Raw genomic sequence first — 21,632 nt, 5'->3', positions numbered from 1 at the left:
GCCCATCGCACCATTGCTGCGCTCTATCGTTCCCTCGGAGGACACCCGGTGGCCCGGGCCACAGACGGTCAGGCCGTCTGTCCGGTGGCCGTCCCGTACAAGGCGTCGACGGCGTCGGAGTACGCGGCCTCGATCGCCGCCCGCCGAAGCTTGAGCGAGGACGTCAGCAGACCGGATTCGGCGGTGAAATCACCTGGTACGACCAGAAAGCCACGGATCGCCTCGGCCCGCGACACCAACGAGTTGGCGTCGTCGACACCCTGCTGGAGCTCGACGCGCAGATCGTCGTCGTCGAGGCCCGGACCGCAGCCGGTGGCCGCGCACCAGCGCTCGTGCGCAGCGGTGTCGAGCGTGATCAATGCGCTCACGAACGGCTTGCCGTCGCCGATCACGATGCAATTGCTGACGAGCCGATGCAGCCGGACCCGGTCCTCGAGGATCGTCGGTGCAACATTCTTGCCACCGGAGGTCACCAGGATCTCCTTGCGCCGACCCGTGATCTGCAGATAGCCATCGTCGATTCGACCCAGATCACCTGTGTGCAACCACTTCTCGGAATCAACCATGCGCTGCACCGATGCCGACCCCCAATAGCCGGGACTCACATTCGCGCCACGAACCAGCACCTCGCCGTCGTCGGCGATCGCCACCTCGGTGCCGGGGATCGGGCGACCCACCGTACCGATCCTGTTGGTCGACGGTGCGCTGACCGTGACAGCCGTGGCCGCCTCGGTCATGCCGTAACAGTTGAGAATGGTGACTCCGTGCTGCGCGAAGAATCGTGCCGTGGACTCGTCGAGCGAGGCGCCTCCGGAGATCACGAAGCGCAAACGAGAACCCCATCGGTCGGTCGACGGCGTACCGTTGTCGGCCTTGCGCATCTTCTCCAGCGCATACGGTACGAGAGCGAGAAAATCGGGCCGAACCGAGTCGAGCCCGGCGATCAGCTGCGGAATTCCGGGAAACAGATGAGTCGTGGTGCCCGCGAGTAGACAGGCGAACAGGATCGTCTGGCCGAATACGTGGGACAGCGGGAGTCCGAGTGCGGTCACACCGTCGAAGATGCCCTCGGTCTGCTTGACGGTGTTTGCCGCGGAGGCATACATGTTGCGGTGTGTGATCATTGCGCCCTTGGGCGCGCCCGTGGTCCCGGAGGTGTAGACGATCATCGCGAGGTCGTCGGCGCGCACCGCACCGATCCGTTCGAGCAGTTCGGGATGCCGCGTGGGCTTCCAGGCGGAGACCTCGGCGAACAGCCACGGTTGCCCGGCGCCGGCAACCCTGAGCCGTTCGAGATCGTCGTCGGTCTCGCCGAAGAACGCGGTGGCCCCCGAGTCGGCGACGATGTGCGCGATCTGGGCCGCCGAGGAGGTGGGGTAGATCGGCACGATCACGCCGCCGACAGCGAGCACCGCCAGATCGATGATCGCCCAGTCGAGTCCCGTGCGTCCCAGCACCGCAACCCGATCACCTGCTCCGACACCGCAATGCAACAGCGCGCTCGCGACGCGCTCCACCTCGGCGATCACTTCTGCGCGACTGTGACGACGCCGGCCGTCACCGAGTGACAGCTGATCCGGACCACGGCTGGACACCTTGGCGACCATCGGATACAACGAGCACGGGTCGGGTAATTCGAGTCCCGGGCCGGTGAACGAGATAGGTTTCATACCACCGATTTTCGTCGCACCCCGGCGGTGGGGCAACGGCCAAACAGCTACCGCGCGAACGAAATCGCCTATCGCCGTGGACGAATTCAGCCCACCATGCGGTGCTCGTCGGGACCGTTCACCTCGATGCAATCCAGAAAATGTGCCACTGCAGCGTTCGTCTCCTCCGCACGCCACACCGCATACAGGTCGAGCACCGGAACCGGATCGACCAGTTTCACCGCGACGGGGTCCGGTCCGGTGGCACCGAGCCCGACCGCAACAGCACGAGGCAACGACGCGAACCCCACGAGGGGTTTGGCGGTGACCATGTGGGCGGTGGCACCCGGATCGTCGGCCGACTGCGCGACGCTGACCTCGATGCCGCAATCCGCGGCCGCATTGAAGATCGCGTCGTACATCGCCGGGGTCTGGTCACGGCCGAACATCAAACACTGTTCGCCGGCCAGATCGGAGAAACGGACCACCTTGCGGCCGGCCCAGCGGTGGCTGCGGCCGACGATCGCCACGATCGGGATGTTCGCAAGAAGCCGGCGGTGCCGGAAGTGCGCCCCGTGCGGACGCCCATAGGCCAGCGCCAGATCGAGCGACCGGTCCACCAGACCAGCGAGTTGGGGCCCGGTTCGCTTCTCCCACAGCGAGATCGAGATGTCGGGATGCTCCCTGCTCATCCGTGCCATCGCGTACGGGAGGATGTAGCGACCCGCGGGCATGTTGTAGCCGACGTTCAACGAGCCGCACAGTCCGGCCGCGGTGGACTGCGCCGAGCTGGCCGCCTGCTCCATCTGCCGCATGATGAGTCGCGCGTGCGCCTCGAAATCCTCGCCCGCGGAGGTCAGTCGGACCTCGTGTGAGTTCCGGACGACGAGCTGCACCCCCAGAGACTTCTCCAGTTTCTGGAGCTGAGCGCTCAGCGACGGTTGCGTGAGATGAAGGCGCGCTGCCGCTTTGCCGAAGTGGAGTTCTTCGGCGATGGCGATGAACGAGGCCAGGTGTCTGAACTCCACGATGCCACCCCTCACGTGTCACAGTCGATTCGGATCAACCGTAGCGAGAGGTAGTAACGTGCGGTGAACAGCAGGCCAAGAACAGCTGGTGGATATCGCGTGGTTCAGGTCACACGACCACACGCTCCCGATACCGCGCGAGCGTGTCCGCGTCGACGCCACAGGCAGCCAGGTAGCCGGCCGGATCACCATGTGCGTCGATCATCGCCTCGTCGGCCGCACGCAGATACTCGGTGTGCACGCCCAGATAGTCGGCGGGGATGTCCGCGTCGGGATACCGGCGCGCGAGCATCGCCCGCAGATCCTCGACCGCGTCGTTGCTGCGCAGGTAGTCGGCTTCGATGGCGTCCTCGACGACACCCGCTGCACGCAATGCGGCCGCCACCGCCCACCCGGTGCGATCCTTGCCCGCCGAACAATGAACCAGGACCGTTCGCCCGAGCGCGACCGATTCGATGATCGTCCGGACCGCCTGCCGGGCCCCCTCGAGCGCCGGGTACGTGCGGTAGACCGCGATGAGGTGCTCGCGCGCAGCATCGGCCGAGAAGGTTCGCGACGACGTCGGGATGACCGGGTTCTGATGGAACGGCAGAACCAGCCCCTCGATGTGATCGGGCAGCGCGTCGGCGCCCTCTGCCTCACACTCTCGGGCCGATCGCAGGTCGATGACCGTGTCGACGCCGAGGCGGTCCAACGCTGCCCGGCCGGCGTCGTCGATCCGGCCGAGATGCGCCGAGCGGAACAACAGGCCGCCATCGACCGTGCGGCCGTCGGCGGTGGGCAGGCCCCCGACGTCGCGCACGTTGAAGGAACCGGGCAGCTCGATCCGACCGGGAGAAGAAACCGTCATGAACTCACGCTAAGGCATGCGCCGCGGGCTGTCGTTCCGGCGTCCTGCGCCGACGCCGGAGTCGGTCAGCACCACGCGGTAGACGAAGGCCGCCTCCGGCCCGAGGACGGCACCGACGAGGTCGGTGAGGGTGACCACGAAACCCCGGCCGTGCGCCGATCCGGTCCCGTCGTCGAGGTGATGTGCCATCTCGTGCAGGATGACCAATTCCCGGAGCGCCCAGCGCCCTTCCCGGGAGTCCGGGATGGCGATCTCACCGATGTCGCGCCGGTATTCCGCCGCTCGATGCCCTCCCCTGGCCCGGACCGTCACCGGCTCCGATGCACGCGGAAAGCGTTGTCGCACCGAGTTCATCGCCAATACCCGCTCGACGTAGGAGCGCACCGACTCCACCGAGGAGAACAGCGCCTCGATGGGCAACGTCAGCTCGGTGCCGGCGATCTGCACCGTTCGCGCCGAGCCCGCCCGATCGAACATCCGGTGCACCAGCCGCTCGGCCTCATACAGTCGGGACCGTCCCGTATCACGCGCAGTCATCGTCCCGATGCTAATCGGACCCCCGCACGCCGACGGTTACGATCTCCACAGCCACGACATGAGGGAGACGGCCGATGAAGCCAGGGGTGTCCGGCCACGTCGAGCGATGGCGTGGGCGTGCCCGCGACCTCACCGATCGGGCCCTCACACTGCCCGGCGCGTCGGTGATCCTGCGGATCGTGCGCGAGCTGGCGACGGCAAGCCTGTCGGATCGGTCGATGACGCTGTCGGCACAGGCGTTCACGTCGGTGCTGCCGATCGTCATCCTGCTCACCACCCTGCCGGTCGGCCGCACCTATCTCGACGAAGCCCTGAACAACCTGGGCGTCAACCCCACTCGACTCGACGTGTCCCTGTCGACGTCGACGACCACCGCATTCGGTGTCATCGGCGCACTGATGACGATCGCCGGTGCGACGTCGCTGGCCCGTGCCCTGGGGCGCATGTACATGCAGACGTTCCGGGTGAACAGACTCTCGTGGCGCGGCTGGTGGCGGTGGGTGGTGGTCATCTTCCTCATCCCGGTCGCGGTGATGGTGCAGGGTCTGATCACCCCGCTCGGCGACATCAGCATCTTCGGAGTCCACTACCACGGCGTCGGGCCGCTCGGTCTGGCGATCGTGGTCCTCGCCTCCTTCGTGACGTGGTGGGCGCTGTGGACGGTGGTGCCACGCCTGATGGTCTCGCATCAGGTGCCGATGCGTCTGCTCGCGGTCAACGGCGCCCTCACCGGCGCGCTGATCACGGTGTACCTCGTCGGCAGCCGAATCGTGTTGCCCGAGACCGTCCCTGCGACGCTCAATCGTTTCGGCACCCTGGGCATGGTGTTCCTCGCGATCAGTTGGTTGTACTTCTACGCCGCGATCCTCGTCGTGAGCGCCACCGTCGTGCATGCCGTCGCGACCGACGACGGCGTGTGGGGCAGACGCGTCGGAGCGTTCACCGGGGTCCCCGTCCCCGCGCCCGTGCCACCGAGCCCCTTCGCCCTGCCCGATCAGCCGGCGGCGGCCGACGATCGACATCCGTGACGAGTCATCGTTCGAGAGCTCCTCGGGGTGCCCCGAATTCGGGGTCGGCGCCGATCTTGGCGCGTCGTCCCGCCCGGTCGCCGGCGCGCCGAGCGCCCTCGGAGTATCCGGCCGAGGCACTCGTGGGACGCCACGTGCCGCGCGCCTGGGATGCACTCTTGTAGAAGTCGGTGACCTCGATCTCCTTGTTACGCAACACGATGGCCGTCGACGTCGACGGTCGGCCGTCACCCGCGGGCGTCGACTCCGCGTCGGCGGCGATCGCCTCCTGTCGCTGTTCGTCACGCGCCTGCGCCAACCTGACGCCGATCCGCTCGGCGAACGCCGACTGGAAATTGAGCCGCGCGGTGATGGGGGCCAAGGGCTTTCGCTCCACGACCTTCCGCGTGTGCCAGCCCTGACCGCGCCGCACCACCCGGGCCGACGTCTCGTTGCGGTAGTCGCCCGAGCGGAGGTAGGCATCACTGGCCGTCACCATCTGCACCACCAGGGACGTATACAGGGCCTCACACGTGTCGATGTCGGATTCGAAACCGTACGCGAGGACGAACGTCGAGTTGCCGGCGACGTCGACGGTCACATCGTTGGCCCGCGCGATCGCCACGAACAACTGCACGTAGGTCTTCAGTCCACGTTTGCCGGTCTCGCCGATGGCGATCTGCCGCGAGATCGGGGTCGTGGTTCGGGCGGCCGGATCGTGGGCCCGCGCCAGCGCCAGGTCGATCGCCGAGGCGGTGGCCAGCCGCTGTGCCGCAGCCATGAACGTCTCGGCCTCGTGTGGGTTGTCGGTGTTCTCCGCCTGCCGCAGGAGCCCCGCGATTCGGGTGAGCAGTTTGTCGTCGCGCATATGAATCAGACTATTTCGACGGCCGATCGGTTCCACTCGACGCCGAGTTTTTTCGGTCGAGTCGGTCACCCCTTGACTTTCCCAGTAGGAAAGTGAAAACTACTTTCCAGTCAGGAAACCCATGAGCGAAAGCAGGCCGCCATGTCCGACATCACTCCCGAGCAGGCACGAGCCGCACTCACCGACGTCGATTCCGCTCGTCGGCGAGTCGCCGACGAGGTCGGCCTGCCGCAGACCTATTGGTCGATCATGGGTGCCGGCTGGGTCGCTCTCGGCGTCCTGACCGATGTCGCCCCGGCGTGGGTGGTCACCGTCGCCACCGTGGCCTTCGGCGTGGGGCATTCCATCGTCGCCTCCCGCCTGCTCGACGGTCGACGCGCGCGACGCACCGTGCAACTGCGCCGCTCCGTCACCGACCGCCGCATCCCCCTGATCGTCATCGCGATCCTGCTCGTCGCGGTGGCTTGTACGGTCGGCCTCGGCTTCGGTCTCGACGCCGACGGCGCCACCCATGCCGCCACCTGGGCCGCGCTGATCGTCGGTGCCGCAATCGGCTTCGGCGGCAACACCATCTTCACCACGATCCGTCGCCGGGTGTTGCCGTGACCGTGCCACGCTTCGACGAGATCATCCACCCCAGTACCCGCCTGTCCCTCGTCGCGACCCTCGCAGCCACCGACTGGGCCGAGTTCTCTTACCTGAAAGAGCGACTGGCACTGTCGGATTCGGCACTGTCCAAACAACTCACCACTCTCGAGTCAGCCGGTTACGTCAGCACCGAGCGACCATCGACGGGGCGACGCCGTACCGTGCGCGCCCGGCTCACCCCGACCGGACGCGAGGCGTTCGACGGCCATGTCGCCGCACTCCGCGTGATCGTCGACCAGCCGCATGCCGACTCCTCGCCGAGCCCGACAGGTGAGCCTCGCCCATAAACGGCAAATCGGATCTATCGGATATCGGGCAGCGGTACTCGACTCCCGGGCTTATCGTCTGCACTGATCACCAGTGCAGCAACGGCGCTTCACCTCTCGGCCGAGACGATGGAGGCGCGCCATGCCCGAAGGGCACGAAATTCTCAACGAGGACGAGGCCCACCTCGCTCGGCTCGGCTACACCCAGGAGTTGCACCGTTCGTGGTCGGGCTTCTCCAACTTCGCGATCTCGTTCTCCATCATCTCGATCCTGTCCGGGTGTTTCACCTCGTTCGGGTTGGGCTGGAACAACGGTGGCCCCGCGGCGATCGCGTGGGGCTGGCCCATCGTGTCGGTGTTCATCCTGCTCATCGGCTTCTGCATGGCCGAACTCGTCTCGGCATATCCGACCTCCGGCGGAATCTATTGGTGGGCATCCAAACTCGGCGGCGCCAAGGCGGGTTTCTACACCGGTTGGCTCAACCTCATCGGGCTGGTCGCCATCCTCGCCTCGGTGGCCTACGGCGCAGCGACCTTCGTCGACCTCACCATCGGTACGTTCAGCGAATCATGGTTGGCCGGTTACAGTCTCACCCGGGTGTTCCTCATCTTCGTCATCATTCTCATCGCCGCGGCACTGATCAACATCTTCTCCGGGCATCTGCTGTCGATGATCAACAACCTGTCGGTGTGGTGGCACGTCTTCGGCGCCGCGGCAGTGATTCTCATCCTCTTCCTGGTGCCGGATCAGCACGCGTCGTTCTCCGACGTGTTCGCCCGCACCGTCAACAATTCCGGGATCTTCGGCGGTGCCACCTCACACGCCGGATTCATCCTGTACGTCCTGCCGATCTCGGCGATCCTGACGCAGTACACGATCACCGGCTACGACGCGTCGGCCCACATCTCCGAGGAGACCAAGGGCGCCGCCGGTGCTGCGGCCAAGGGCATCTGGCGCTCGATCGCCTATTCGGCGATCGGCGGTTGGATTCTGTTGCTCAGCTTTCTCTTCGCGGTACAGGACGCCGACGGGGTGTCCAAGAGCGGCGGCGCGGTGGCGACGATCTTCACCCAGGCCCTCACCTCCCGGTGGGCGGGTGTGGTGTTGCTGATCTCCACCGCGGGCCAGTTGTTCTGCACGGCCGCCTGCCAGACGAGTGCGTCGCGGATGATGTTCGCCTTCAGCCGCGACGGCGCCGTTCCCGGCCACCGGATCTGGAAGCAGGTGAACGCCAAGGGGATTCCCGCCTACGCCGTCATCGTGACCGCCGCGGTGGCCGCGATCATCACACTTCCGGCCCTCGTCGCCGTCGACATCAACGGCGCACCGGTCCCGGTCGCGTTCTTCGCGGTGGTCTCGATCGGCGTCGTCGGGCTGTATCTGTGTTTCGCGGTACCCATCTATTTCCGGTGGCGCGCAGGCGATTCCTTCGAATCCGGTTCGTGGACACTGGGTTCGAAGTATAAGTGGATCGCCCCGCTGGCACTTGCCGAGATCGCGCTGACCTCGATCATCGCCATGTTCCCGACGTCGTTGGGCGGCATGCCGTGGGATCCGGGATTCGCATGGAAGTACGTCAACTACACGCCACTGCTGGTCGGCGGCGCTCTCGTCGCGCTGTACGTGTACTGGCACCTGTCGGTCAAGAAATGGTTCACCGGCCCGGTGACACAGGTCACCGCCGATCCGGTCCTCATGCAGGAGACCTGACCGTCCCAGCCGCCCCGACAATCCGGGCGCCCGGCCCGGGCGCCGACCGTCGGTCGTCGCCGCACCAGTAACGTCGTGGCCGAGACAGGATGCGACGACGGGAGCACGACATGGGGTCGATGACGATACGGCGTGCGGTGGCCGTGCTGGCGATCTGCTGCGGCGCCCTGCTACCCGCGGCGTGCGCGCGCCCCGACGACCCGACGGGCGCCGACACCGCCTCGCGCAGTGTCGACAACAACGTCAATCCCCGCACGCTCACCAACACCGCCGACGAGGTGTCGAGGCAGGGTCTACCCGTCACCAATCAGCACATCGTGACCGCACAGGTCTGCCCGAGCGCGGGGTGTACCTCAGCGCTCGCGACCGATCAGTTCACCCTGATGCAGTTCCAGACCACCGGGCGCGCGGAGATCTATCTCGGCGCGCACCTGCAGTCGTTCCAGGTCCTCAACGTCGTCGTCGACTTCCCGGCCGGCACCTCCGCCGACCAGCAGAAGCGCTACCAGAACGCCATCCAGACCGCGCTCGCCTGAGCGTGGCAGGGCCGTTGCCGATCGGCGACCGTCACAAACCGAACTGCTTCTGCATGTTCCGCAGGGTGTCCGCCGAGGCCATCAGACCCGCACGCTCGGTGTCGTCGACACTGACGTCGAGGCGCTGCGCACATCCGGTGCGATCCACCAGCGACGGCAGCGACAGGCACACGTCGTCGAGGCCCTCGAACCCGGTCGCCAGCGTCGACACCGGCAGCACCCGGTGTTCGTTGTTGAGTACCGCCTCCACGATGCGGGTGGTCGCCAGGCCGATCGCGTAGTTGGTGGCACCCTTGCCGTCGATGATCTTGTACGCGGCGTGCACCACCTCGTGCGCGATGCGCCGGCGCACCTCCTCATCGATCGGCTCGTAGCCCGGTAGCGGCTTCCATTCCCTCAGCGGGACGCCACCGATGGCCGCCGAACTCCACAGGGGGATCTCCGAATCGCCGTGCTCGCCGGCGATGTAGGCGTGCACGTTCTGCACCGCCACTCCGGCGTGCTGGGCGATGAGGAACCGCAGGCGCGACGAGTCCAGTACCGTGCCCGACCCGAACAACTGATTGTTGGGCAGCCCACTGATCTTCAGGGCCGCATTGGTGACGATGTCGACCGGGTTGGTCACCATGATGAACACCGCGTTCGGCGCGGCCTCCACGGCCTCGGGCAGGATCGCCCGCGTCAGACCGATGGTCGCCTCGGCGAGTTCGAGCCGCGACTGTCCGGGCTTCTGCTTCGCACCCGCGGTGAACACCACGACGTCGGAGTCGGCGACGACGTCCATGGTGTCGCCGCCGATGATGTCGGTGCGCGGGACGAATTCGAGTCCGTGCGACATGTCCAGAACCTCGGCGGTGACCTTGGCGGTGTTGATGTCCATCAGCGCGATGGTGCGTGCCACGCCGCGGATCAACGACGCGTAGGCGACCGCCGTCCCCACCGCGCCTGCCCCGATGACCGCCAGCTTGGTACCTCGTGTGTTCATCACTACCTCCGCGTCGATCGGGCCCGGCAACGTACGTGTCCAGTCCTATCCCATCGGTCCCGACGCCGCCGTGCAACGCCCACACCCGTCATCGGCTCTTCACCCCGTCGGCAGGTCACCCACCCACGACGGCTGGCTCGCCCTGTCCGTCCGGCCAGTTCTCCACTCACCTGCTGGACTGAACATCTGATTATGTGTTCAGGTGTTCTTGTGTGAGGTGTGATGCCGACGACATCCTCGAAGTGTCACCCCACAGCGACGCAAGGAGATCGACCGTCATGGCCATCGAGCTGAACCAGATCTGGGACTTCCCGATCAAGGATTTCCATCCCTTCCCCAACGCGAAACTCGGCGTCGGCGCCCACGACATGCTCGGGGTCGAGGCCAAGAACCTCGATATGAGCCGTGTCCTGCTGATGACCACCGGTCTGCGCGGATCGGGAATCATCGAAGAACTCGTCGGCAAGATCGAATACCAAGGTGTCGACGTCGTCCTCTACGACAAGGTCGAGTCGAACCCCAAGGATTACAACTGCATGGACGCCGCGGCGCTCTATCAGAGCGAGAAGTGCGACGGCATCATCTCCGTCGGCGGCGGCTCGAGTCACGATGCCGCCAAGGGTGCCCGAATGGTCATCGCGCACGACGGCCGCAACATCAACGAGTTCGAGGGCTTCTCGAAGGCCACCAACAAGGAGAACCCCAAGCACATCGCGGTCTCCACCACCGCGGGCACCGGGTCGGAGACCTCGTGGGCCTATGTCATCACCGACACCTCCGACATGAACAAGCCGCACAAGTGGGTGGCCTTCGACGACACCTGTCTGGTCGATCTGGCCATGGACGATCCGCTGCTCTACTACAGCTGCCCCGAGCATTTCACCGCGTTCTGCGGTTTCGACGTGCTGGCACACGCCTCCGAACCGTACGTCTCGCGGCTGGACTTCGCGCCATCACTGGGCAACGCCAAGTACTCCATCGAGCTCATCCGCGATCACCTGCGCACCGCCGTCTACGAGCCCCGCAATCTGGAAGCACGGACCGGCATGATGCACGCGCAATACATTGCGGCACAGGCGTTCAACTCCGGCGGTCTCGGGCTGATCCATTCGCTCTCACATGCGGTTTCGGCGTTCTACGACAGCCACCACGGACTCAACAACGCTATCGCGTTGCCGCGCGTCTGGGAGTACAACCTGCCGAGTCGCTACGAGCGTTACGCCGACATCGCCGCGCTGCTCGGCGTCGACACCACCAACATGACAACGGTGCAGGCCGCCGACGCCGCCGTCGAAGAGGCCATCCGGCTCTCCAAAGACCTTGGCATCCCGGACAATTTCGGCCAACTCAGCGTCGGCAGCTACGAGAAGAACCGGATGAACACCGGCAAGTACGAGGGTCGCGGCGACACGATGGACACCTCCGACAAGCAGATCCGGGCGATCGCCGAGCACATGATGGACGACTGGTGCACACCCGGCAACCCGCGCGAGTGCACCGTCGAGTCGCTGATCCCGATGGTCACCCACGCCATGACGGGGAGCTACTGACCGTCGGTCGCCGGCCACACAGACCGGGAGCCTGAGCAACTCCCGCACCGTGGGTCGGCCCGGGCGGGGACGAGACCTGTCCCCTCGCCCGGGCCGACCCGCACCTCGCCCGCACGCCCTACCGAGCCGACCCACGAAGCTGATCGACGAACCCGATCCACGAAGAGGAGTCATGTCCGAACCCTCGGCCCTGCCCACCACACCGGTCTCCCTCGACACCGTCGAGGAACTCGCGGTCGACTCCGTCGAGGAACTCGCTGTCGACACCGTCGACGATCTCATCCGTGGACTCGACGAGCAGGGCTACGTCATCGATTCCGATCTCGCGGTGGTGGTCCATCTCGCAACACTGCTGGACCGACCGTTGCTTCTCGAGGGACCTGCCGGCGTCGGCAAGACCGAACTCGCGAAAGCCCTTGCCGCAGCGTCTGGTCGGGACCTGATCCGGCTACAGTGTTATGAGGGACTCGACGAGGCCCGGGCACTCTACGAATGGGACTATGCCCGGCAGCTGTTACATGTGCAGATGTTGCGCGACCGCATCAGCGCCGAACTGGCCGCCGAACCCGATCTGTCGGCCGCCTCGGCGGCGTTGACCCGCACCGACATCGGCGTGTACACCGAGGACTTCCTCGTCGCCCGCCCGCTGCTCGCCGCGATCCGGTCGGCAACACCGACGGTGTTGCTCGTCGATGAGGTCGACCGGACCGACGAGGCGATGGAGGCGGTCATGCTCGAGGTCCTCGCCGAACGACAGGTGACGGTCCCCGAACTCGGCACCTTCACCTCACGCTCCTCGCCGTGGGTGATCTTGACCTCCAACGACACTCGCGAACTCTCGCCCGCTCTCAAACGCCGATGCCTGCACTTTCAGGTCGGCTATCCCGACGTGGCCCGCGAATGCCGCATCGTCGGTGTGCGCGCACCCGACGTCGAGCAATCGGTGATCGCCGAGGTCGTCGATCTCGCACGCCGCCTACGTGACCTCCCACTGCGCAAGAGCCCCTCCATCGCCGAGGTCATCGACGCCGCGCGGGCCGCGTCGCTGCTCGGCAGCACCGGTGACGACAACCGAGCTGTCGCCGATCGCGCACTTCTGTCGTTACTGGTCAAATTCGGCAGCGACCTCGAACTTGCTCGACGAGAACTGGATTCCCCGTCGGGTGAGAACTCCGATCACGCAGAGGTGCGTACCGACGGAACCGCGGCGTCCGGGTCGGTCACGGCCACCGCGTTCGGCGCCGGACGTGCCCGCAGTTCCACGCGCCAGACATCCCAGCGCCAGACGTCCTCGCGCCAGTCTTCGCCGAGCCAGTCTTCTCAGCGCCAGTCTTCTCAGCGCCCCTGACCGGCCGACGACAATGGTTTCCCCGCAACGGCATCCGCGAGTTCCGGCCGGTCCGCGCGATGACATGCTGGATCGGCTGGCGGTCCTGTTCGGCCGCGTCCTGCGCGGATCCGGGGTCGCAGTCTCACCGGCCGAGGTCATCGAGATCCGTCGAGTACTCGATATCGTCGGTGGAGACACCGATCGCCTCCGCACGGCACTGCGGTCGGTCAGCGTCAAATACGGTTACGAGACAGACGGATTCGATCACGCCTTTGATGCCTTCTTCGGCGGCCGACGGCTCGACGGCGGAGACGACGCGCTCCCCCGACCGCGTGGCGCCGCCGCCGACCTCCCCGACGACATCGAGTGGGATGAGGACTTCGCCGGAGCCGGCCGGCGGATCGGGGCGGACGAGCACACCGACGACATCGGCGATCTCCTCGTCGACGACCCCGACGCCCGACAACGCCACGGTGAGAGCGCGCACCGCGAGGAGAACGACTTCACCGTGTCGGGGGGTACCGAATCACTGGGCGTCGACCAGGATTCCGCGTCCGTCTCGGGTGGGGTCACCTACACCATCGAGGTGGATGAGGCTGATTCGTCGAGCGTCGGTGAACTCGTCGGGAGTGCCGCACGGGTACATGGCAGCCCGCTGGGAGTCGCCGGCGCGCAGGCGATCCTCGACGCCCTCGCCGATTTCGACGCTCGACGCGCCTATGGTACCGACGGTGCCGACGGCCTCGACGCAGCTGCACGCGCCGAGTTGGAGCGGGCACTCGAGGTGTTTGTCGACGCCCTGGCTGCGCGACTGGACCTGGCGGCGCGATCGGGTGTCGATGTCGATTCCGCCGATTCGCCCACTGGTCCCCTGTGGTCGGATCAAGCCGACATCGATCGGGCCTGTCATCGGCTCGTCCAACGTATGCGTGGCGCGCCCCGGAAACTTGTTCGACGCACCGATCACGGTGGCCTCGACATGCGTCGCACCATGCGTGCGGCTGTGGCCACCGATGGTGTGCCGGTGCAACTCTGGCGGCGCACGACCCACGCCGGGCCCGTCCGTCTGCTCTTGCTGGTGGATGTCTCGTTGTCGGTGCGACCGGTGGCGGGGTTTCTGTTGCGGCTCGCGCAGACCCTGCATCGTCACGGCGAGCGCTGCGAGGTCATCGCTTTCGTCGACCGGCCGGTGCGGGTCACTGACGCCCTGCGCCGCAGCAACGACGATTCCGCACTCGCGGCAGTACTGGCCGACGACGATCTCGACCTCGCGGCCACCAGCGACTACGGCTCGATGCTGACCGAACTACTCGGCCGCCACGGCGACCTGCTCGGCTCCCGCACATCGGTGATCGTCGCCGGCGACGCTCGCAGCAACGGTTTCGACCCCCGCCCCGACCTCCTCGCCGAGGTGAGCCGCCGCGTGCACCGGCTCGCCTGGATCACTCCCGAACCGCGCCGCTACTGGAACCAAACCGGTTGCGCCCTGACCGATTACATCGAGTACTGCGATGCCTTCATCAGCGCCCGCGACGGCGCCGAACTCGTCGACCATGTCGACGAACTCGCCGCAGCCCTTCGCTGACTCCCATCAGGCCCCTTCCCTCCCGGGACACCCCATCGATGACCCCGATCGTCGAGAACCCTTCCCCTCGATGGCCAAGAACTTTTCCCCCGCTGTTCGAGAACCCTTCCCCTCGATGGCCAAGAACTTTTCCCTCGATGGTCGAGGTGCGAGCCGCGTGCGGCGAGCCTCGAGACCCGGCGAGATAACCAGTATCGCAACCACTTCCACCACCCGAAGAGCCGAACGCGAGCCGAGTTTGCAGACGCCCTCGCTGCACCAGCCGCGTCTGCACATTGGGGCCGCGAACTCATCACTCCCGACGGCCAAGCCAGCCCTTCCCCCGATGGTCGAGGTGCACGGCGCGCCAAGCGCCGGGCCTCGAGACCCGGTGAGACAACCAGCCTCCCAACCACATCGAGAGCAAGACAAACGAAAAACGCACCTCCTACCACACCCCACCGACAGAAAATCGTCGCCGAAACATGTTGTCCACAAGCAGAATTGATCAAAACAACTCTTGCGTCGAACACCCTGGCGATGTAGACTGGACCCATCACACCGATCAGCCACTGGGGAGGGGCCCATGATCGAATCCGCCGAAGCTCTTGACGCCGAAGCGGTTTTCGCCGACATCGTCACCCAACTCAGCGACCTGCAATGGAATCCGGGCATGACCGGGCCCCAAGCCTTCGGTGCGATGAAACAAGTACTGCTGCTCCGCAATCTGGTTGATCACCACGCCACCACCCTCACCGGCGAACTGGACCGGCTGGGAGTCGCCGACCACAAGACCACCCGGCTTCGGGAGTTGTTGATCAGCATGGGTTTCGCACCCTCGGTCGCAGGTCGGTATGTGCGGGTTGCTGCCACCACCGATGTCGATCTGTTGATGGCGCATGCCGCGGACGGGTCCATCTCGTCCGAACACACCGACGCCATCGTGCGCGGTCTGGCGCACATCGACACCCGATGCCCCGAGCCCCTCGACACCGTCCAACGCTGCGAGTTTCTGCGGAAACTCTTGTCGCACTATTTCGCCGGTTTCACCCCCGCCGAGATCAACATCTACGCGCGGCAGCTGGGGAACGAGTTGGCGGCCGAGACGCCTGGCGGGTTACCGGCCGCCGAAGACAAGTCGATCAACTCCTACACCGACCGCATCACCGACGACGGACGGTTGGAGATCTCGGCGAACCTCGACATCGTCGCCGGGGAGAAAACCAGAACTCTGATGGAAACCTTGTCGGCGCCCAAACCTCAACCCGATGGGTCCCCGGATCCGCGGACTCCCGAACAGATCTGCGCGGCTGCATTCGAAACGATCGTGGAGTTGGCGACACAAGGCTTGGCCGACAACACGTTCTCGGCCAAACCCACCAACGGACTGTTGTGGACCTGGTCAGCAGACAACCCGGCACTCGGCGGGGACCTGCAGAACATGGGGGCCATCACCGAAGCCACCGCCAAACTGCTGTCGTGTGACACCACGATCACGAAAATCATGCTCGATCCCAACGGGGTACCCCTCAGTGTTGGCGAGGCGAAACGCTTCTTCACCCCCGGCCAACGGAAAGCCCTACTCGTGCGTGACCGCGGATGCATCAAATGCGGTGCACACGCCGGACGCTGCCAAGGACACCACCTCACCCACTAGAGTAAGGGCGGTCCCACCGACCTCGACAACGGCTGCCTACTGTGCACCAGCTGCCACGACGATGTCCACCACCACGGATGGGACATCATCATGGGATTCGACCGGAACCCCTGGCTGATCCCACCCGCCAGCATCGACCCGAAACGACGACCGATACCGTCCTATCACCGACGCACCATGCGACTCGACGACACCGCAGCCTGACCCGAAGCGCCTCTACTACAGCCTGATTCCCTGCACCCGGCCCGGCCGGGACCGCATCTGTTGTTTGAGAACTCCATAGAGATAATCCCCACCCGATGGTCGAGGTGTCGTGTGCCCGTGGCCCGGAATCCTGTCGGCACAAGGGGTCTCGAGGCTCGTCGCTGGCGCTCCTCGGCACCTCGACCATCGGGATGGGACGGCCGTCGGGCAGGTAGGGTGGAGCATCACAGATCGATGGTCGAGGTGTGAGCCGCGTGCGGCGAGCCTCGAGACCTGTTGCGCCGAAGCTGGTTTCGGACCACCGTGGCTCAGAAGCTCAGCTCCGATTCACACCACCGAGCACCGCGGCGGCGAGAAGGAAGGCCACTTGAAGAAATCCGAAGATCAACGCAACGATGGCACCGGCCCCGACGCCGATGACGGGCACCGACGTCGTGGTCACGGCGGCCGAGAACAAGGCGAGCCACGCACCCGCCGCGATCACGGCGAGAAAGGGCACGGCCTTACGGAATCGCGGCACCAATACCACCGCTGCAGCGACACCGATCGCCCCCAGAATGATCAGGAACTTGCCGGGATTGAGCACGATCTCGTAGGAAGCAAAGCCAGGCACCCCGGAGTTTCCGTTTTCGAAGTTCTGGCCCCAGTTGTCGAGTTGATTCTCAGTGACGTTGTTGTCGACCACAACCCAACTGACAAACCCCATGAAGTAGGTGATCAGCCCGGACACCGCAGCGGCCACCAGCAAGATCGCGGCAAGCTGCGCGCGGGCGTCGAATTGCCTGCGAGGTGCAGCGGGCGGGGCACCCCATTGCTGCCCCGGCGTCGACCACTGCCCAGATGGCGTTCCCGGCTGCTGCGGGCCGAACCCCTGCGTGGGTGCCGGGCCGGCTTGCTGCCCCGGCTGCGCGGGATACCCGGCCGCCCAATTCTGCTGGGGATTGTTCGGGTCACCAGGATTCACTGCTCGTCCCTTTCGGTCGGCGAAACGCTCATACACGACATCACGTGCGTGTCAGCGTAGAGGCAGACCCCGAACTGGGGGCCAACGTCAGCGCAGATTCATTCGTCGGACCGGCACCGCCGGAGGAGTCACTCGCCGTCAGGACGTGACGGGCACTCGCAACGCCGCGAGTGCCATCGTGCGGAGCAGCGACCGCAACCTGTCGGGATCGAAATCCGGTAGGCGTGGCGAGGAATTGAGCAACCCGAACATGGCGTGCACGCGAACACGGGCCTCCTGACGTTCGAGTGCGTGGCCCTCGTCGTCGGACATGAGGACGTCGACCCAGTCCTCGACGTAGCGGCGCTGCAACCGACGCACCTCATGGTTGGCCTCCGGCGTCAACGAGGAGAGGTCACGATCCTGGACCGCGATCAGATCCGGCTTGGTGACCAGGACGTCGATGTGGAAGGCGATCAGCGCATCGAGGGTCTCGGCCGGCGAGCCGCCGCGCTGCACGACCTCTCGTCCGCCGGTGTAGAGGCGACGACTGATGTCGAGGAGCATCTCGTCGAGCAGTTCGGTTTTCGACGAGAAGTGTCGGTACATCGCCGGCCCACTCACGCCGACCGCTCCCCCGATGTCCTCGAGTCGTACCCCGGCGAATCCGCGATCGGCCATCTGACTGGCTGCGGCCGTGAGCAGCTCGGCTCGGCGGGCGGCCTTGGCAGCGCTACGACGATTCGACGGACGCTGGCCGCCCGAGGCCACCCCGGAGCCCGAATCCGGGGTGGTGTGGGCAGACTCGGCGGACGACATGGTGATTCTGAACTCTACCGGCTCACCACGGCCGCGTCGGCGACTCCGCTGCCCCGGTCACCACACTCACCACTTGTTGATGTGGAGCACCTCATCGAGGGGCTTGCGCCCGGCGGGCTTGAAGTCGGTGCCCTTCGTGTAGGCCACGGGCAGCAGAACCCCCTGGTGAACGGTGGGCGGGATACCCAGCAGCTCCGCGACCTCCTTCTCGTAGGTCAGGTGCAGGGTCGTCCAGGCCGACCCCAGACCGCGGGCGCGCAAGGCCAGACTGAGACTCCATGCGCCGGGCAGCAACGAGCCCCAGACGCCGGCTTGGTTCCCGGCGGGCAGATCGCCGCCGGTGTAGATGGCCCCGATCACCAGGGCGGGCACCTTGCCCATGATGTCGGCGAGATATTGCGCGCTCGAGGCGACACGTCGAGCGGTGTCGTCGGCGAGTGTGCGCTCGGCGGAGTACGCCGCGAAGGAACGTGCGTAGTAGGCGCCGACCTTCTCCTTGACCTCGGGATCGGTCAGCACGATCCAATGCCAGGTCTGGCTGTTGGATCCGGTGGGCGCCTGCAGCGCAACCTCCAGCGCCTCGGTGATCACCTCCAGCGGGACCGGCCGTTCGAGATCGAGCCGTTTGCGCACCGAGCGGGTGGTGGTCAACAGTTGGTCGGGGTCGAGCGGGAGTAGCTCAGTCATCGGTCACCTCGTTGTTCGCGTCTGGTCTGCGTGCGTGTGGAGCTGCGTGGCGACGGGCTCAGCGATGTCGCGCGCGGCGGGCCAGCCAGTTGCCGAAGTACTGTCCCACCTGTACCAGAATCACCAGCAACGCGATGACGACAACAGTCAGTTTCCAGTCGAACTGCTGGTAGCCGTATTGGAACGCGAAATCTCCGAGTCCCCCGCCGCCGACATAGCCGGCCATCGCCGACATGTCCACGATCGCGACGAAGATGAAGGTATAACCCAATACCAGGGGCGCGAATCCCTCGGGCACCACCACCGTCAGCAGGGTACGCACGCGGCCGGCGCCGCACGCGCGGGCGGCTTCCACCACTCCCGGGTCCACGGAGACGAGACTCTGCTCGACCACTCGGGCGATCACCACCATCGCCATCAACGTCATCGGGAAGATCGCCGCCTCGGTGCCGATTCGGGTTCCCATCACCGTCTTGGTCAACGGCGCGATGGCAGTGATGAAGATGATGAACGGTATCGGCCGGATGATGTTGACGATCACGTTGAGTCCGTTGAAGATCCATACGTTCGACCACAGGTTCCCGGGACTGGTTGCATACAGCACCACGCCGATCAGCAGTCCCAGTGCGCCACCGATCAGCAGCGTGAAGCCGACGAGCCGGAAGGTCTCCCCGATCGCCTGGAACAGCAACGGGCGCAGTTCGTCACCGAACACCCGGGTGAAGCCGTCGGCGGCCAGTGCGCTGTGGCTCATCGGCTCACCTCCTCGTGTACGACAATGCCGGTGGCGGTGCGACTTTCGTCGACGATTTCGTCAAGCGCCGAATCAGGGGCGTGTACCTCATAGGTCAGTGCCCCGAACGGGCGGCCGCCGAGATCGGCGATTCCACCGTGGATCACCGACGCGGTCCCACCGGCCCGCGCCACTGCACCGGTGAGATCGACACGGGCGGCATCGTCGCGGACCTCGACGGTGACCAGTCGGCCCGAGTGCCGAGATCGCAACGCGGTCAACGTGTCCGCGTCGGGGACGCCGGAAACGGCATGACGCAGCAAGCTGCGGGTGACCTCCGACCGCGGGTGGGCGAACACCTCATAGAGTTCGCCGTGATCGACGAGTCGCCCGTCGGCGAGAACGGCGACCTTGCCGCACACCTCGCGCACCACATCCATCTCGTGGGTGATCACCACGATGGTGGTACCCAGATCGGAGTTGATGCGACGCAACAATTTGAGCGTGTCGTCCGTGGTCTGGGGGTCCAAGGCGCTGGTGGCCTCGTCGGCGATGAGGATCGACGGCGAGGAGGCGAGCGCCCGCGCGATACCCACCCGCTGCTTCTGCCCGCCGGACAATGCCGATGGCCACGCCTTCGCCTTGTCGGCGATTCCGACGAACTCGAGGAGCTCGTTGATGCGTTGTTGTCGAGCTGATTTCGGCACGCCCGCCACCTGCAGCGCGAATCCGACATTGCCGGCGACGGTGCGCGAGTTGAACAGATTGAACTGCTGGAAGATCATCCCGATCTGGGTTCGGAAGGCGTTGAGTTCGCGCTCACGCGCCCCACCGTGGTCCCGTCCGTCGACCAGCACGTGACCGCTGGTGGGCCGTTCGAGTCCGTTGATCAGACGCGCGAGCGTCGACTTCCCCGCGCCCGACGGCCCGATGATCCCGACGATCTCCCCGGCATCGATGCGCAGACTGATGCCGTCGAGGACCGCAGGCGCATCCTTGCCGAAACGCTTTGCGACGTCCACGAACTCGACTGCAGCCGGACGCCGGGCCGCCCCGGCGGGGACAGGCTCAGGAGCCATTGGCCCGCACGTCGGCTTCCAATCCCTTCAGGGTCGCCTGCAGATCGGCAGGCGAGTTCGTCTTGATGACCCCGGAGTCGCCCAGCGACTTCTTCACCGCCGCGATCACCTCGGGATCGTGGTAGATCTGCACCAGCTTCGCGTAGGTGGCATTGTCCTTGTCTGCGGCGCGGGCGACGAACGCATTGATGTAGGGCTTGGAGGCCTCAGCATTCGGATCGTCGGAGGCGATGATCTGATCTGCGGTCAGTTTGGCCGACGTCGCGTAGTTGTTGTTGACGATCGCCGCGGTCACCGAATCGAGATTCGCGGCGGTCTGACCGGCGTCGACGGCGATGACCTTCACCTTGGATCGCGCCTGATCGATGTCGGCGGGCGTGGAGAAAGCGTTGCCCGGCTTCGTCAGCGTGATGAGTCCGGCCTGCGCGAGCACCAGCAGTCCGCGTGCCTGATTGGTGGGGTCATTGGGGATTGCGACCTGCGCCCCCTGCGGGATCTCACCGACGGACTTGTACTGAGTGGAGTACAGCGGTAGCGGGTAGACCGCGGTCGCGCCGATCGGCACCAGATCCTTGTTGTTCTTGGCATTGTAGGTCGCCAGGTACAGCAGGTGCTGGAACTCGTTGAGGTCCAACTCCCCCTCGGCGAGTGCGGGATTGGGCTGATTGTAGTCGGTGAAATTCACCAGCTCGACGTCGATGCCCGCAGCGGAGGCCTTCTGCTTGAACACGTTCCAGTAGCTTTCCGACGCGTCGGCGACCCCGATCTTCACCGCCTGCGAATCGTCCCCACCGCACGCGGTGATCACGCTCGCGGCGGCGATGAACGAGAGCAACAGGACGAGAATCCGCGATCGCACGGCAGTACCTCCACTGGACTGGTTCGAGAGACAACCTCAGGAACGCTAGCGTCCGATTCGCGCGATTGATGACGTCGCGATCGCGCGCGACCCGATGTCACCGAACCCACCTGCGACGATGG

Annotated in this window: 20 protein-coding genes and 1 pseudogene; 9 read left to right on the top strand and 12 right to left on the bottom strand. The window is 65.7% G+C overall.

Annotated elements, in window-relative coordinates; translation table 11 throughout:
• Positions 1-68: 68 nt before the first annotated feature.
• The 4 genes from GOPIP_RS04435 to GOPIP_RS04420 all read right to left on the bottom strand — a co-directional run bounded on the left by GOPIP_RS04435 (position 69) and on the right by GOPIP_RS04420 (position 4,064).
• Positions 69-1,670 (bottom strand): AMP-dependent synthetase/ligase, encoded by a 1,602-nt coding sequence (locus GOPIP_RS04435; protein ID WP_006368352.1) that lies wholly within the window; start codon positions 1,668-1,670, stop codon positions 69-71.
• Positions 1,671-1,756: 86 nt separating this feature from the next.
• Positions 1,757-2,677: a LysR family transcriptional regulator gene (locus GOPIP_RS04430; RefSeq protein WP_014361138.1), complete on the bottom strand. Its 921-nt coding sequence runs from the start codon at positions 2,675-2,677 to the stop codon at positions 1,757-1,759.
• 109 nt (positions 2,678-2,786) lie between these two features.
• Entirely contained in the window at positions 2,787-3,527 is a 741-nt protein-coding gene (locus GOPIP_RS04425) for a tyrosine-protein phosphatase (RefSeq protein ID WP_006368350.1), read from the bottom strand.
• Positions 3,528-3,536: 9 nt separating this feature from the next.
• Positions 3,537-4,064 (bottom strand): TIGR04338 family metallohydrolase, encoded by a 528-nt coding sequence (locus GOPIP_RS04420; RefSeq protein WP_006368349.1) that lies wholly within the window; start codon positions 4,062-4,064, stop codon positions 3,537-3,539.
• Positions 4,065-4,138: 74 nt separating this feature from the next.
• Here GOPIP_RS04420 and GOPIP_RS04415 point away from each other — a divergent pair, with 74 nt between their 5' ends.
• Positions 4,139-5,092 (top strand): hypothetical protein, encoded by a 954-nt coding sequence (locus GOPIP_RS04415; protein ID WP_006368348.1) that lies wholly within the window; start codon positions 4,139-4,141, stop codon positions 5,090-5,092.
• Positions 5,093-5,096: 4 nt separating this feature from the next.
• Here the strand turns inward: GOPIP_RS04415 and GOPIP_RS04410 are convergent, their stop codons facing one another.
• Positions 5,097-5,939 (bottom strand): DUF2786 domain-containing protein, encoded by an 843-nt coding sequence (locus GOPIP_RS04410; protein WP_006368347.1) that lies wholly within the window; start codon positions 5,937-5,939, stop codon positions 5,097-5,099.
• 141 nt (positions 5,940-6,080) lie between these two features.
• Between GOPIP_RS04410 and GOPIP_RS04405 the strand changes: the two genes are divergently transcribed.
• The 4 genes from GOPIP_RS04405 to GOPIP_RS04390 all read left to right on the top strand — a co-directional run bounded on the left by GOPIP_RS04405 (position 6,081) and on the right by GOPIP_RS04390 (position 9,100).
• Complete coding sequence (locus GOPIP_RS04405; RefSeq protein WP_006368346.1) at positions 6,081-6,545, top strand: hypothetical protein; 465 nt, start codon at positions 6,081-6,083, stop codon at positions 6,543-6,545.
• A complete protein-coding gene (locus GOPIP_RS04400; protein WP_006368345.1) occupies positions 6,542-6,874 on the top strand; it encodes a winged helix-turn-helix domain-containing protein in 333 nt (110 codons plus the stop codon). The genes GOPIP_RS04405 and GOPIP_RS04400 overlap by 4 nt, the downstream gene beginning before the upstream one ends.
• Positions 6,875-6,995: 121 nt before the next feature.
• Positions 6,996-8,564 carry an amino acid permease gene (locus tag GOPIP_RS04395; RefSeq protein WP_006368344.1) on the top strand — a complete coding sequence of 523 codons (1,569 nt, stop codon included), beginning with the start codon at positions 6,996-6,998 and terminating at the stop codon, positions 8,562-8,564.
• A 119-nt stretch (positions 8,565-8,683) separates the two neighbouring features.
• Complete coding sequence (locus GOPIP_RS04390) at positions 8,684-9,100, top strand: hypothetical protein (RefSeq protein ID WP_231386606.1); 417 nt, start codon at positions 8,684-8,686, stop codon at positions 9,098-9,100.
• Between the two features lie 31 nt (positions 9,101-9,131).
• Here the strand turns inward: GOPIP_RS04390 and GOPIP_RS04385 are convergent, their stop codons facing one another.
• Positions 9,132-10,085, bottom strand: a complete 954-nt coding sequence (locus tag GOPIP_RS04385; RefSeq protein ID WP_026919912.1) for an L-lactate dehydrogenase — start codon at positions 10,083-10,085, stop codon at positions 9,132-9,134.
• A gap of 278 nt (positions 10,086-10,363) precedes the next feature.
• On the opposite strand from GOPIP_RS04385, the gene mdo reads away from it, so the two are divergent.
• From mdo to GOPIP_RS04360, 4 genes and pseudogenes are all read left to right on the top strand, one after another.
• Positions 10,364-11,635: an NDMA-dependent methanol dehydrogenase gene (gene mdo, locus GOPIP_RS04380; protein ID WP_006368341.1), complete on the top strand. Its 1,272-nt coding sequence runs from the start codon at positions 10,364-10,366 to the stop codon at positions 11,633-11,635.
• 172 nt (positions 11,636-11,807) lie between these two features.
• Positions 11,808-12,983 (top strand): MadB family AAA-type ATPase, encoded by a 1,176-nt coding sequence (locus tag GOPIP_RS04375; protein ID WP_006368340.1) that lies wholly within the window; start codon positions 11,808-11,810, stop codon positions 12,981-12,983.
• A 13-nt stretch (positions 12,984-12,996) separates the two neighbouring features.
• Positions 12,997-14,550, top strand: coding sequence for a MadC family VWA domain-containing protein (madC, locus tag GOPIP_RS04370; RefSeq protein ID WP_035727136.1), 1,554 nt, complete (start codon positions 12,997-12,999; stop codon positions 14,548-14,550).
• Positions 14,551-15,115: 565 nt separating this feature from the next.
• Positions 15,116-16,390: pseudogene (locus tag GOPIP_RS04360) on the top strand (HNH endonuclease).
• Between the two features lie 316 nt (positions 16,391-16,706).
• Here GOPIP_RS04360 and GOPIP_RS04355 read toward each other — a convergent pair.
• The 6 genes from GOPIP_RS04355 to GOPIP_RS04330 form a co-directional block, all read right to left on the bottom strand.
• Positions 16,707-17,354 (bottom strand): DUF5336 domain-containing protein, encoded by a 648-nt coding sequence (locus GOPIP_RS04355; protein ID WP_006368337.1) that lies wholly within the window; start codon positions 17,352-17,354, stop codon positions 16,707-16,709.
• 138 nt (positions 17,355-17,492) lie between these two features.
• On the bottom strand, positions 17,493-18,152 hold the full coding sequence (locus GOPIP_RS04350) for a TetR/AcrR family transcriptional regulator (protein WP_006368336.1): 660 nt from the start codon (positions 18,150-18,152) through the stop codon (positions 17,493-17,495).
• Between the two features lie 66 nt (positions 18,153-18,218).
• Positions 18,219-18,839: a nitroreductase family protein gene (locus tag GOPIP_RS04345; RefSeq protein ID WP_006368335.1), complete on the bottom strand. Its 621-nt coding sequence runs from the start codon at positions 18,837-18,839 to the stop codon at positions 18,219-18,221.
• 58 nt (positions 18,840-18,897) lie between these two features.
• Complete coding sequence (locus tag GOPIP_RS04340; RefSeq protein ID WP_006368334.1) at positions 18,898-19,593, bottom strand: methionine ABC transporter permease; 696 nt, start codon at positions 19,591-19,593, stop codon at positions 18,898-18,900.
• Entirely contained in the window at positions 19,590-20,651 is a 1,062-nt protein-coding gene (locus tag GOPIP_RS04335) for a methionine ABC transporter ATP-binding protein (protein WP_006368333.1), read from the bottom strand. Before GOPIP_RS04335 ends, GOPIP_RS04340 begins: the two co-directional genes overlap by 4 nt.
• Entirely contained in the window at positions 20,641-21,510 is an 870-nt protein-coding gene (locus GOPIP_RS04330; RefSeq protein ID WP_006368332.1) for a MetQ/NlpA family ABC transporter substrate-binding protein, read from the bottom strand. Before GOPIP_RS04330 ends, GOPIP_RS04335 begins: the two co-directional genes overlap by 11 nt.
• Positions 21,511-21,632: the final 122 nt, after the last annotated feature.

Source organism: Gordonia polyisoprenivorans NBRC 16320 = JCM 10675 (assembly GCF_000241325.1).
GTDB classification, from domain to species: Bacteria; Actinomycetota; Actinomycetes; order Mycobacteriales; family Mycobacteriaceae; genus Gordonia; species Gordonia polyisoprenivorans.
This window is presented reverse-complemented; position numbering and strand designations above follow the sequence as displayed.